We start from the raw sequence: 12,876 nt of genomic DNA on the forward strand, positions 1-12,876 counted from the left end.
TCAAACGAGTATGAACGGTCTTTATATAGGTTCTATGGGTATGATGAATTACATGCAGCGTATTAATGTTCATTCGAATAACGTTGCAAATGCCCAAACGACAGGATTTAAAGCAGAAAATATGACTTCAAAAGTATTTGATGTACAAGACACATATCGCCGCGGAGATGGTGCTGTAACAAATATCGGTTCGGTCGATTACGCTGTAGTACCAGCCGCAACGCATGTGAACTTAGTGCAAGGAAATATACAAATGACAAATAGTGCTACAGATTTCTTTTTAGATGACGGAACTGCTGGCACAGCTTCGTTTTTCGTTACATCTAAAAATAATGAAACGTTTTTAACGAGAGACGGTAGTTTTACATTAAATAGTGATCGTTATTTACAAACAACTTCAGGTGCTTTCGTAATGGGAGAGAATAATGAACGTATTCGTATTCCAGAAGGAGCAAAAGTAGCTGTACAAGCAGACGGTACGTTATATGATGCAGTAACACAAAACAATATTGCTCGCTTGCAAACAAAAACAGTAGGTGCAGAAGCGAATAATCGTCTCGTACAAAGAGAGAACAAAAGTTTTACACTAGCAGAAGGGAACATTGCTGATTTACCGAACGGAACAGGGACAGTAAAAAATCATATGCTAGAAAATTCAAATGTAGATATGACGAAAGAGATGGCTGATCTTATGACAGATCAAAAAATGATTTCAGCGTCACAACGCGTTATGACTTCATTTGATAAAATTTATGAAAAAGAAGCAAATGAAATATTGAGATAGGAGGCTCCTAATAAAGGAGTCTTTTATTAGTTTTAAATTTCAGAATTATCAATTGACTTTGCAGAGCTTCTTTTTTATATTAGTAGGTATAACTATAACTACTAAAGAGGTGAGAGTATGGCAACGGCATTATATTTAGAAGATGCATACAAAACGAGTTGCGAAACAGAAGTGATAAAAGTAGAAGGGAATAAAGTATTTGTAAAAGAAACAGTTTTTTATCCAACTGGTGGAGGGCAGGAATGTGATACAGGTGTCATTGTACAAGATGGGTTTGTATTTGAAGTTGAAAAAGTAAAGAAGGAGCAGGGAGAAATAGTTCACTATATAAAAGATGGAGCTCAAGTAAAATTAGGTCCTGTTAAATTAGAGATTAATTGGGAAAGACGTCATAATTTAATGCGCCATCATTCTTTACTGCATCTTATCGGAGCTGTCGTTTATGAAAAGTATGGAGCTCTCTGCACTGGAAATCAAATTTATCCTGACAAAGCACGTATCGATTTTAATGAGTTACAAGAGTTATCGAGCGTGGAAGTAGAAGGAATTGTTAAGGAAGTGAATAAACTTATTGAACAAAATAAAGAAATTTCCACTCGTTATATGAGCCGCGAAGAAGCAGAAAATTCTGTAGGAATGATTAAAACAGCAATAAACCTCCTGCCAACTACTATCCAAGAAATCCGTATTGTTACAATTGAAAATTTAGACGAACAAGCTTGTGGAGGCACACATGTGAAAAATACGAGTGAAATAGGAACACTTGTTATTGATAAAGTAAAAAGTAAAGGGAAGCAAAATCGTCGTTTTGAAGTTAGAGCGATTTAGAGTGTGAGGGGTTACCGATGGATGAAATTATAAAAGAATTACAAAAGTTAGGTTTTTCCCAGTACGAATGTAAAGCGTATATTGGACTACTAAAACATTCCCCAGTAACTGGTTATGAAGTGAGTAAACAAACAGGAGTACCTCGTTCTATGATTTACGAGGTACTCGGTAAGTTAATGGATAAAGGAGCGGTACATATTGTACCTTCTGAACCAGTTAAATATGTACCAGTACCAGCTACCGAATTAATGAATCGAATGCGAAAAGACTTTGAGAAGTCCTTTGAATTTTTAGATGAGAAATTAAATGGTTTAGAACAAGAGCGACAAATAGATGTAATTTCGCATATTCGCTCAAATGATCGTGTTTTAAAAGAAATATGCAATATAATTAATAGAGCGAAGGAAGAGCTATGGATTTCTGTATGGGAAGATCAAGTGCATGAAATTGAGCCGTACATTCATCAAAAGGAAGAGGAAGGTGTACATATATTTTCAATCTTATTTGGCGCTCCAGAAACAAAAATAGGAGCGACGTTTCACCATAATTATATGACGCCCCACGTTGTTGAAAAGAGAATGGGTGGTCATTTAACTGTAATCGCGCGTGACGGGGAAGAAGTATTAATTGCGAACTTCACAAATGATAGCACTTCGTGGGCTGTTACAACGTATGACCCAGCATTAGTTCTCGTTGCTACAGAGTATGTGCGGCACGATATTATGGTTGAAGAAATCACGAAGGAATTTGGAGCTGATAAGTTAGATACGTTATGGCGTGAAAATATAGATTTAGTTCATGTTGTAACAGGAAAACGAACTTTAGAAGGACTGGAGGATGATAAGGATGAGTAAAGCTGAGGCACATGTAGCTTTGCAAAGCGATGATACATTTCAGCAAGGAGTAAAAGATTGTTTACCAACTGTATTTGGTTATTTGAGCATCGGTATAGCAGCTGGCGTAATTGCAAAAACAGCTGGTTTCTCCATCATTGAAATTGCGTTTATGTCCACTTTAATTTATGCAGGTTCTGCCCAATTTATATTAGCTGGTATGTATGCAGCTGGTGCTCCTGCTTCCGCAATTATTTTTACCGTATTTTTTGTTAACTTGCGCCACCTTCTTATGAGTGCTGCGCTCGCGCCGTACTTTACAAAACTGCCTCTATTTAAAAACTTACTAATTGGTTCGCAAATTACAGATGAAACGTTCGGTGTTGCAGTACAGCATGCAGCGCAAAAAGGATATTTAGGTGAAAGATGGATGATTGGGCTTAACGTAACAGCGTATTTAAATTGGATTCTTGCTACTATTATCGGCGGGCTGTTTGGTGAGTGGATACCAGATCCGCATACGTACGGGATGGATTATGCATTACCAGCGATGTTTATCGGGTTATTTGTACTTCAGCTTATAAGTAGTAAACCGAAGTTAGCAATTCATCTTACTGTTGCAATTGTAGCGATTATAATTGCGTACGTTTCACACTTATTTATGCCAGATAGTATAGCGGTTATTATCGCAACATTACTAGCTGCGACGATTGGAGTGGTGATTGAAAAATGGAAATGAGACTAGACATATTATTACTTTTATTAGCAGCAGGAGCTGTCACACTCGTGCCACGTATTTTACCTCTACTCGTATTTAGCAAACTACAAATTCCAGACTGGGGTTTAAAATGGTTAAATTACATACCAATCGCGATATTAGCAGCACTTTTAGCGCAAGTTTTATTTATGCATGAGACGATGCAGTGGGATTACCTGATCGCAGCAATTCCAACATTTCTTGTAGCGATATATACTCGTAGTTTATTAGGTACAGTATTAACGGGAGTGATTGTGATTATTTTGTTACGTTTCTTTTTCTAAAAAGGATTACGCTCATATAATAGCGAAAAGTGTAATAACATGAAAAATATAGGGGTGGTGTTATGATACTTTTAACGATAGGAGCAATTTTATTAACGTTGTTTATTTTCTTTATTATCGGCTTTATTACGTTTATGATGTTTGTTGATAGGGCGACACCTCAAATTTATTACACACCTTGTGAATCAGTGACAGTGAAATCTAAAGGTAAACATAAAAGGAAGAAAAGTTGAAAGTTGGCTTTTCTTCCTTTTGTTTTATCTGATTTTTCTGTATAATTTAAGTTAGTTATTTAACTAACTTAAAGGGTGGTTATAGAAATGGCAAAACCGAATGTTGTTAATAAAGAGAAGTTACTGGAAGCAGCAAAAAAAATTATTGCAGAGCATGGGATGGAAAAGTTGACATTAAAAGCAGTTGCAGAGAGTGCTCAAGTTACACAAGGTACCGTATAGTATCATTTTAAAACGAAAGATCAATTATTACTGGAAGTAACTGAATCGTTTTGTAAAGCGTCGTGGGAACAAATAGGAAAGGATGTACAGTTAGAAAAGGCTTTGCAGTCTGCCGAAAGTAGATGTGTGAAAGATTCAATGTATCATCATTTGTTTTTTCAATTAGTAGCTAGTGGATTACAAAATGATGCGATGAAAAATAAAATTGGTGGATTGTTACATTATGAAAACCAACAATTAACAAGAGTGTTAAATAAAAATATAGGAGGTACAATGACATCTCAAATTTCAACTGAAACGTGGAGTGTTTTATGTAATGCATTAATTGATGGATTGGCATTGCAAGCCTTATTCAATCCATCTTTTTCTAGCGACAAAGTATATGGTGAGTTGCACCTGTTATTGGAAAAGTTCATAGAGCTACAAAAGGGAGGTAATGGTAATGAATAATAAACTTTGGCTCACTATTTTATTTTCTATCGGCGTTTGGTTTTTTGCCTCAGCGTTCTTCATTATTTTCGGTTCTTCTGTTTTATTAGAATACACTTCAAATAGATTTCTTCTACAATTGACGTTTCTTGAATTAGCAACAGCGATAGCTTTATACTTTGTAATGTGGTTATACAAAAGACTAGATACTACAAAATATGCAGTAATTAAGTTAGGTATATGCGGTACAGCAATCGGTTTAATTTTAGATACTTACATTTTATATAATTCTTCTAATCTATTCTCACAATTCTCCTCACAGCAAATTATATCATTTACCATTTGGATGGTGATTGCTTACGCTCTTTATTTAATAATTCCTTTCGTTATGGAACGAAAAAAACTGTTATAAAGAGGATTTTTATCCTCTTTATAACAGTCACATCCCCGAAAGAACTAACAACAATAACCCAAATAAAAAACTAATAAAGGAAAGAAAACCGATACATATGGAGAACACACGGTTGTTTCTCCATTCGCGCCAGAAAGTGATAAAACCTAATATACAAAGGAAAAACCAAATAGGCAGAAATAGGAACTCGCTAATTTTCTCGGGAAGTAACGCATAAAAAGTTGATAAATATAAAATCCAATTTGTAAAAAATAAAATGCAAACGATAATAGATTGTAAGTAGGGGCGTTTGGAAAAATCCCCCTTTTTTACAGTTGCTAAAATAATAGTTAGCGCTGAGAAAAAGGCAATGAATATGAAAATAAGTAAGAGTAATGTAAGTGTCATTTACATCTCCTTTATAAGAGTGTTTTTTACAAGAAATGAATCTATTAAATTATATGCTTGTTTTGTAGAGTGCCCGTTATATTTTTCAGTGTACGGATTTAGAAAACCATGTTCACCGGGTAGTTGCTGTATTTCTAATAAAGGGTTCTTTTGTTGCTGCAACGATTGAATGAAAGAGGATACTGAAAAACTAGCTTCTTTTTCAGGGAATATAAGTAAGGTAGCACATGTTGGTTTCATATGAATATAGTCACGTATACGGGAACCGTAGCATCCGATAATAAAATCTATGTTCGGATTGTTACTACATAGCCATGAGATGGTAGCACCAACACTAAAGCCGATAAGTCCAATATGTGTGTAACGACTAGAAAGATGAGTAATGAATGTTTCAATTTGCTTTTTTCCATCTTCAAATCCAATATGATTCATAAAAAAATGATATGCTTTTTCTTCATCACTATAAGGAAATGCATGTTGTGATTGTAGCAGATTAGGACAGAATACATCTATATGAGATGAAGTGAAGTGGTCAGTAACATGATGCATATGATCGTTCACACCATATATTTCATGAACAGCAATGAGAGCTAATTTTTTCTTCATATCTACAAAGTACCTCTATGAAACTTAAATTCTTTCTCAACAAGGCAGATACGTAGGTGGAAGTTTTCGTACCATTGCTCACGACCTCTTTTTTTCGCTTCTTTATGTAAGACGTTCTGTTTCCAATTTTCAATTGCTTCAAGTGATTCCCAATAAGAAATTGTGATTCCAAGCCCTGCATGATCTCGCGCACTTTCTACACCTAGAAATCCAGGTTGCTGCTTTGCGAGTTCCTCCATTTTATCGGCAACTGTACTATAATCTGCTGTATCATTAGATAAATTGGAAGTGAATATAACTGCATAATAAGAATTGTTTTTTTCTACATTAGATGCCATTATTTTTCCCCCTTAATGTATAGTGTGAATAATTAATCCATAGTTTGTATTTTAGCAGGTCACAAAAAGAAAAGAAGTAGAAAATTCTTATTTTTTCAGCTTCTGTAAAATAGAAGATAGAGGAAATGTATAATAAGTAATCTAAAAAAAGAAAAATGCCACTTCAAAAAAATGAAGTGGCATTTCTTATATTTCCTCTAGGCTATTAACTGGAACTGTTAATTCGCGTCCTGGGTTTTTTACTTCATATATGCGGGCGGTTTCATTGCTCTCGTCGACGTGTTGAATCATAACAGGCATGCCTTGAAAACTAACATTCGCTTGCTCTGCTGACACAGAAAGCTCTTTTGCACGTTGAATATTCATTTATATTCCTCCCATCATTATTATCTTTGCTAAAAAAGAGGAATAATATACCATTTCGAGACATTCTTAAAGTTTTTGTATTATTTGTAATGTTTCTTTAATAAATGAAGAGAAGATTGAATCAGGATAGCTATCTATTGTTTGAACGGCTTCTTTTGCCTCTTTTAAGGCAGATTTTTTATCTTGAAGTTCTATATAGCAAAGGGCACGATAAGATCCAGCTGTTAATAACCACGATTGATCAAGTGGATGACTCATATAATCTGGTATGGTAGCGTGTTTTAATGCTTCCAAAGCTTCCTTATAACGTTTTAAACCATACAAAGATTTCCCTTTCTCAAGATAATACAGCCCATCGTCTTGGAAAATTGGATCATTTTTTAGTTTTTCTCGAAATTGTTCTAGATGTTCCAATGCGATTGTATATTCATTCGTAACAGTGTTATAGTAATAAGCTTTTAATATATCTATATTTGCAGCGGATAAAGTATCTTCTGTAAAAATGGCAAATTGCTCAGATTTTTTTATGTAATATAAATATCGTTCTTTATCAGCTACAATGATTTTTTGATAAGATAAAATGCGATAAAATTCATCTGTTTTATAATACACTTGATGTTTTTTTGAAAATGCAAGTGCATCTAAAATGACTTTTTCACATTTTTCATAACTGCCATATGCGAGTAAAATAATTGCTTCTTTTAAATATAATTGTATATGTGTAATAAGATCCATTTCTAAATTCTTCGTTTTATATTCGTCGCGAATTGTGGCGATCATCTGTAAACATTCTTTATATTTTTTCTGCTTGAAGAGCATATAGTAAAACAGTAGTTTGGTTTCAGTACTTTCGCGATACAAAGTATATTTTTCAAATATAGAAACAGCGGTTTCAACGTAATATTCAATATTATAATCGTTCATAACAGCTGCTGCTGTTATGAACTGTTTATATAAACGTGCTGTATTTAAAGTTGGAGGTAAATCTGTTTGAACGATAGGTAGTAAAGTTTTGTATACTTCATCGCCATTTGCCTTTATTAGTGGCTCCATTTTTTGAATGAGTTCTACAATTTTTCCTTCATCTTCTTCTAATAAAAAGCTCGGTTCACATTCAAGTTTTTCTGCAATATATTGTAACGTTTTCATAGAAGGTGTAGCTTTTCCATTTTCAATTTGACTAAGCATACTTTTTGTCAATTCTGAACCTGCTAGTTCAGTTTGTGTAAGTTTTTTTTCTTTACGTAATGCTTTAATTTTTTCGCCGAGAGTTGCCATATTGTAGCTCCTTTATAACCAAAAGTTAAATACAATTAAACTTTTTGTTGTAATAATTGGAAAGTTGATTATATAATAAGTTTAACACAATTTAACTTTTAAGGGGAGAGTGTCATAATGGAAGATGTAAGTATAGATCAAAATGATTCAAGAATGAAGATTGCAACGAGAAATATCATTTTAATGATGATTGGAAAAATGACGTCTTTATTAGGCGCAGGTATTTATACGTTCGCAATGGGGTTATACGTATTAAAGACAACTGGTTCAGGAATGGGGTTTGCTACTACGCTCGTTTGCGGATCACTTCCAAGGATGATTTGTGGGCCGATTGCTGGTGCTGTAGCTGACCGTGTGAGTCGAAGATGGCTTGTCATCGGTACAGATTTATTAAGTAGTTTAACGATGCTTATTATGTTTATTCTTGCTACTATATTTGGACCATCACTTCTTTTTATTTATATTTCAGCAGCATTATTATCAATTTGTGCAAGTTTTTATTCTGTTGCATTAACTTCGTCTATTCCTAATTTAGTAGATGAGGGGCGTATTCAAAAAGCGAGTGCTTTAAATCAAACGGCAGCTTCTTTATCAAATATTTTAGGACCAATTATTGGCGGAGTAGTATTTGGTTTCTTTTCAATTCAGTCGTTCTTTTTGTTAAATAGTATTACGTTCTTTTTAGCGGTTATTTTGCAATTATTTATTGTATTTGATTTATATAAAAAAGAAGTGGCTGAGAGTAAAGAGCATTTCTTGACGAGTATAAAAGAAGGTTTTTCATATGTAAAACGACAACATGAAATATATGGTTTAATGAAAATAGCATTGTGGGTAAACTTTTTTGCTTGTGGGCTAACCGTTGCACTGCCATACATTATCATACGTACATTGCATTTATCTTCAAAGCAACTCGGAACTGTAGAGGGAATGTTAGCAGTCGGAATGCTAATGGGTGCGATTACTTTATCAGTGCGTAAAGAAGTGAATAATCCGTTTCGTTCTATTTATACTGGACTGTTTTTGTTTGCAGGTTTAAGTTTATGTACAGTATTCCCGTTGTTAGTTACCATTCCAAAAGTAGCAAGTTTTATTTACTATATTGCTTTCATGATGTTAACTGGTATAGCAATTATGGTTGTCAATATTCCGATGCAAGTACATATGCAAAAGACGACAGATCCGAGCTACTTAGGGCGTGTATTTGGCCTACTTGAAACAATTGCGACTGCAATCGCACCGCTCGGTATGATTGTATATGGATTATTGTTAGACATGTTGCCAACTAGCATTGTTATGATGACAATAGGCGGAGGTTTATTGTTAGTTGTATTAGTTGGAGTAAGGCAACATATGGCGAAAAAACAAGTGGATGTGTCGGCTTAAAAATAAGAAAATAATAAAAATGACCAAATTAGTATTTTAGTTTTTGAAACTCTTTTTCATGTATGTTACAGTATAGTGAGCAGGCAAAGAAAAGGAGACAACAGCATGAAAAAATTAAGTTTTGTTATGCTTTTTCTATTAGTCGTAATGGCTGGATGTAGCAATTATGACACATATATTGAAACAGGTATGCAATCATTGAAAGATGAAAAATATAGTGATGCAACAATGTGGTTTGAAAAAGCAGAAAAAGAGAAATCAGGAAATGAAGCGAAATCATATAAAGAAATAGCCGAGAAAATGGATCACGGAGCAACGGCATTAAAAGACGGTAAGTATTTAGAAGCGAAAGACATTGCAAATGAAGTGTTACAAATGAAAAAAGACGATGCGCTTGAAACAGCTGTAACATCAAATGCAGAGAATATGCTTCAAAAAGCAAAAGATGTAGAAGAGAAAGTGAATGAAAGAGTAGCAAAACGTAGAAAAGTAGAAGAAGAAGGAATTGATAAACTCATTAAAGCTGTAGATAGTATAGATGATGTGAAAGAAAAAGAGAAAAAAGTTTCAGAAGCATTAGATAAGGCTGAAGAGGCGCAAGCAAAAATTGAAGCGAAGAAAAATAAATAGAGTTATAGCTTAAAAGACTGTCGTGTAAAGCGACAGTCTTTTAATTTTTTGTTGCATAAGAAGTGATGTTATGTAGTAAAAAAGAAATAATTTTAGAATTCCACCTGTCCTCATGATGAATCGTATAAATGTTACGTTGAAATTCAAATTCAGGGATGGGTATGTAGCGTAGTTCATTTCGTTGTACTTCTTGTTCAATAGCAAGTTTAGAAATAAAGGCAACCCCATTACCGTATTTTAAAATTTGTTTCATCGTTTCTAATGAATCTAATTCAATTTCTGATTGGAATGTAATGTTATGAGCTAACATCCATTTTGTAAGTAAATCTCTCGTTGTAGATGGATTACGATGTAGTAATATGCGTTCCTTTTCGATATCTTGTAATGATAGATTTTCTTTCTTTGAAAAATGATGTTCTTTGGAGAAAGCAAGAACAAGTGTATCAGGCATTACATTCGTCTGTTTTAAAGATGATTCATCAAACGGTGCTGCGGAAATTACACCGAGATCAATTTCATGATTTTGTAGCATCGTTCGAATTTCAGGAGCTGTTTTTACCATGAGTGTTATTTTTATATTTGGAAATTCACATTGAAATTGATGAACAATTTTTGGTAAAAGATAAGTCGCTGGTACATAACTAGCTCCAATTGTTATAGCTCCTTTATGAAAATCTTTAAACTCTTGCGTGACTCGCCTAGCTTCTTTCATAAGCGCATCTATTTTACAAGCATAATGATGCAATGCTTCACCAGCCTCTGTTAAGAAATACCTTCCCGAACGTAATTCAAATAAAGATACACCGAGTTCCTCTTCTAAGCTTTTTATATGGAATGTAATAGTAGGTTGTTTAACACCTAGTTTTTCTGCAACGATCGTAAGCTTTTTGTATTTCTTAATAAGCACTACAATTTCTAATTTTAAGAGATTCATTATGAATTGCCGCCTTTTTTATTTTAACTATAGAAAAAATCTATAGAAATAAATAGTTTATTAGAAGTTTTTTAATTTAATCTTTACAGTACATTAACATTCAGTATAAATCTTCCATATAGAATGAAAGCAGGTTAAGAGTGAGGGGAGAGAGGTGAAACGATGGACATTCAAATTAGTGGATTAGAAAAGAATTTTGGAAAAACGCAGGCGTTAAAGCCATTACAAATTGTGATGAAACAAGGTGAATTCACCACACTGTTAGGGCCTTCGGGATGTGGGAAAACGACTTTACTTAGAATGATAGCAGGACTTGAAGAACCAGATAAAGGTGAAATATATTTTGGAGATACGTGCATGTATTCTTCTTCTAAAAAAATAAAAACATCTCCTCATGAACGTAATATAGGTATGGTATTTCAAGATTTTGCTTTATGGCCACACATGACTGTATTTGAAAATGTTGCATTTGGTTTAAGAGCTACAAAGCAAACGAATCAAATACGGGAAAAAGTAGAAGAGGCAATAAAGCGAGTTCGCTTGCAAGGAATGGAGAAACGTTATCCGCATGAACTTTCTGGCGGACAGCAGCAACGTGTCGCATTTGCGAGAGCGATTGTAACGAAGCCACATTTCATTTTGTTTGATGAACCGCTCAGTGCACTCGATGCAATTTTGCGAGAAGAAATGCGGTTAGAGCTTATGGATATCGTTCATTCCATTGGTTTAACGGCATTGTATGTAACCCACGATCAAACAGAAGCGATGTCAATGTCAGACCAAATTATTGTCATGAAACAAGGAGAAGTATTACAAAAAGGAACACCAGAAGATATTTATGTGAAGCCATCTCATGAATTTGTTGCAAAATTTGTTGGTAAGGCAAATTGGCTTGTAGAGGGGAAACAAATGGTTCGTCCAGAGCATGTGAGCTGGACAAAAAATGAAGTGTGTGAAATGTATACAGGTGAAATCCAGAACGTTACATATGTAGGAGAGCGTTATGAAGTGAAAGTAAATATGGGGACACTCGGAATATGGACAGCTTATCACAATAGTAAGCTAAGCATCGGAAAGCCAGTATCGTTATATGTACCGAAAAAATGTATTCACCATATAGGGGGAGAATCGTATGAAGAAATTCAGTTCGCTTAAGTCGTTATTTGTATGTACTTTATTATTTTCTGCCGTAGTAACAGGGTGTAGTTCAAAGACAGGTAATGCAGATGCAAAAAGTAAAACTACGAATGAAAAGAAGATTGTTGTATATAGTGCAGGACCAAAAGGATTAGCAGAAAAAATTCAAAAGGACTTTGAAAAGAAAACGGGTATAAAAGTGGAAATGTTTCAAGGAACAACAGGTAAAATTTTAGCGCGAATGGAAGCCGAAAAGAAAAATCCAGTCGTTGACGTAGTCGTACTTGCATCTTTACCAGCGATGGAAGGATTAAAAAAAGATGGACAAACGTTAGCTTATAAAGAAGCGAAACAAGCTGATAAGCTTCGTTCTGAATGGTCGGATGATAAAGGACATTATTTTGGATATAGTGCTTCAGCGTTAGGAATTGTGTATAACACAAAAAATGTGAAGACAGCGCCTGAAGATTGGAGCGATATAACAAAAGGAGAATGGAAAGGGAAAGTGAATCTTCCAGATCCAGCACTTTCAGGTTCAGCTTTAGACTTTGTGACAGGATATGTGAAAAAGAATGGAAAAGATGGATGGAATTTATTTGAACAGCTTAAGAAAAATGAAGTTACAGTAGCAGGGGCAAACCAAGAAGCGTTAGATCCAGTTGTAACAGGAGCAAAAGATATGGTCATTGCGGGTGTTGATTATATGACGTACAGTGCAAAAGCAAAGGGTGAACCAGTTGATATTGTTTATCCAAAAAGCGGAACAGTTATTAGCCCACGTGCAGCAGGTATTATGAAGGATAGTAAAAATGTAAAAGGTGCAAAAGAGTTTATTGATTATTTATTATCAGATGATGTACAAAAACAAATTTCTAAAGCGTATTTATTACCCGGTAGAACAGATATAAAAGCGGAAAATAGACCGAATGTGGAAGAGATTCCAGTATTACATATTGATTGGAAAACAGTTGAGAAAGAACAAGATGAAATAGGAAAACAATTTAAGAAAGTATTTCAATAAGATGGTGATTA

General features: G+C 34.4%; 17 protein-coding genes and 1 pseudogene. 12 read left to right on the plus strand and 6 right to left on the minus strand.

All coding sequences use genetic code 11. The features are described from left to right. The first annotated feature begins 10 nt into the window (after positions 1-10). From MR070_RS06165 to MR070_RS06200, 8 genes and pseudogenes are all read left to right on the plus strand, one after another. Positions 11-784, plus strand: coding sequence for a flagellar basal-body rod protein FlgG (locus MR070_RS06165; RefSeq protein WP_168897658.1), 774 nt, complete (start codon positions 11-13; stop codon positions 782-784). Between the two features lie 117 nt (positions 785-901). Beyond that, a complete protein-coding gene (locus tag MR070_RS06170) occupies positions 902-1,612 on the plus strand; it encodes an alanyl-tRNA editing protein (RefSeq protein ID WP_242260798.1) in 711 nt (236 codons plus the stop codon). A 17-nt stretch (positions 1,613-1,629) separates the two neighbouring features. Further along, entirely contained in the window at positions 1,630-2,466 is an 837-nt protein-coding gene (locus MR070_RS06175) for a TrmB family transcriptional regulator (protein WP_242260800.1), read from the plus strand. Then, on the plus strand, positions 2,459-3,184 hold the full coding sequence (locus MR070_RS06180) for an AzlC family ABC transporter permease (RefSeq protein ID WP_000029966.1): 726 nt from the start codon (positions 2,459-2,461) through the stop codon (positions 3,182-3,184). The genes MR070_RS06175 and MR070_RS06180 overlap by 8 nt, the downstream gene beginning before the upstream one ends. Continuing rightward, a complete protein-coding gene (locus MR070_RS06185) occupies positions 3,175-3,486 on the plus strand; it encodes an AzlD domain-containing protein (RefSeq protein WP_000425930.1) in 312 nt (103 codons plus the stop codon). The genes MR070_RS06180 and MR070_RS06185 overlap by 10 nt, the downstream gene beginning before the upstream one ends. Before the next feature lie 62 nt (positions 3,487-3,548). Next, the gene (locus MR070_RS06190) at positions 3,549-3,719 is read left to right on the plus strand and encodes a DUF3951 domain-containing protein (RefSeq protein ID WP_000602240.1); all 171 of its coding nucleotides are present in this window, start codon (positions 3,549-3,551) and stop codon (positions 3,717-3,719) included. Between the two features lie 87 nt (positions 3,720-3,806). Next, positions 3,807-4,391, plus strand: a pseudogene (locus tag MR070_RS06195) (TetR/AcrR family transcriptional regulator). Further along, on the plus strand, positions 4,384-4,782 hold the full coding sequence (locus MR070_RS06200; RefSeq protein WP_001060578.1) for a DUF5367 family protein: 399 nt from the start codon (positions 4,384-4,386) through the stop codon (positions 4,780-4,782). Before MR070_RS06195 ends, MR070_RS06200 begins: the two are co-directional and overlap by 8 nt. A gap of 27 nt (positions 4,783-4,809) precedes the next feature. Here the strand turns inward: MR070_RS06200 and MR070_RS06205 are convergent, their stop codons facing one another. The 5 genes from MR070_RS06205 to MR070_RS06225 form a co-directional block, all read right to left on the minus strand. Beyond that, positions 4,810-5,169 (minus strand): hypothetical protein, encoded by a 360-nt coding sequence (locus MR070_RS06205; protein WP_044790335.1) that lies wholly within the window; start codon positions 5,167-5,169, stop codon positions 4,810-4,812. After that, a complete protein-coding gene (locus tag MR070_RS06210; protein WP_139895807.1) occupies positions 5,170-5,775 on the minus strand; it encodes a dienelactone hydrolase family protein in 606 nt (201 codons plus the stop codon). 2 nt (positions 5,776-5,777) lie between these two features. Beyond that, on the minus strand, positions 5,778-6,113 hold the full coding sequence (locus tag MR070_RS06215; protein ID WP_044790333.1) for an antibiotic biosynthesis monooxygenase family protein: 336 nt from the start codon (positions 6,111-6,113) through the stop codon (positions 5,778-5,780). A gap of 186 nt (positions 6,114-6,299) precedes the next feature. Continuing rightward, positions 6,300-6,479: an H-type small acid-soluble spore protein gene (locus MR070_RS06220; protein WP_001025740.1), complete on the minus strand. Its 180-nt coding sequence runs from the start codon at positions 6,477-6,479 to the stop codon at positions 6,300-6,302. 66 nt (positions 6,480-6,545) lie between these two features. Continuing rightward, a complete protein-coding gene (locus tag MR070_RS06225; RefSeq protein ID WP_242260801.1) occupies positions 6,546-7,757 on the minus strand; it encodes a helix-turn-helix domain-containing protein in 1,212 nt (403 codons plus the stop codon). A 117-nt stretch (positions 7,758-7,874) separates the two neighbouring features. Here MR070_RS06225 and MR070_RS06230 point away from each other — a divergent pair, with 117 nt between their 5' ends. Next, the gene (locus MR070_RS06230; protein ID WP_044790331.1) at positions 7,875-9,143 is read left to right on the plus strand and encodes an MFS transporter; all 1,269 of its coding nucleotides are present in this window, start codon (positions 7,875-7,877) and stop codon (positions 9,141-9,143) included. Between the two features lie 105 nt (positions 9,144-9,248). Further along, on the plus strand, positions 9,249-9,773 hold the full coding sequence (locus tag MR070_RS06235) for a COG3014 family protein (protein ID WP_000736427.1): 525 nt from the start codon (positions 9,249-9,251) through the stop codon (positions 9,771-9,773). Between the two features lie 40 nt (positions 9,774-9,813). On the opposite strand, the gene MR070_RS06240 is transcribed toward MR070_RS06235, so the two are convergent. Next, positions 9,814-10,707 carry a LysR family transcriptional regulator gene (locus MR070_RS06240; protein ID WP_044790330.1) on the minus strand — a complete coding sequence of 298 codons (894 nt, stop codon included), beginning with the start codon at positions 10,705-10,707 and terminating at the stop codon, positions 9,814-9,816. Between the two features lie 162 nt (positions 10,708-10,869). Here MR070_RS06240 and MR070_RS06245 point away from each other — a divergent pair, with 162 nt between their 5' ends. Both MR070_RS06245 and MR070_RS06250 read left to right on the plus strand, forming a co-directional pair. Then, positions 10,870-11,862: an ABC transporter ATP-binding protein gene (locus MR070_RS06245; protein ID WP_242260802.1), complete on the plus strand. Its 993-nt coding sequence runs from the start codon at positions 10,870-10,872 to the stop codon at positions 11,860-11,862. After that, positions 11,840-12,865 (plus strand): ABC transporter substrate-binding protein, encoded by a 1,026-nt coding sequence (locus MR070_RS06250; RefSeq protein ID WP_000714696.1) that lies wholly within the window; start codon positions 11,840-11,842, stop codon positions 12,863-12,865. The genes MR070_RS06245 and MR070_RS06250 overlap by 23 nt, the downstream gene beginning before the upstream one ends. Positions 12,866-12,876: the final 11 nt, after the last annotated feature.

The organism is Bacillus cereus group sp. BfR-BA-01453 (assembly GCF_022662915.1).
Classification (GTDB): Bacteria; Bacillota; Bacilli; order Bacillales; family Bacillaceae_G; genus Bacillus_A; species Bacillus_A paranthracis.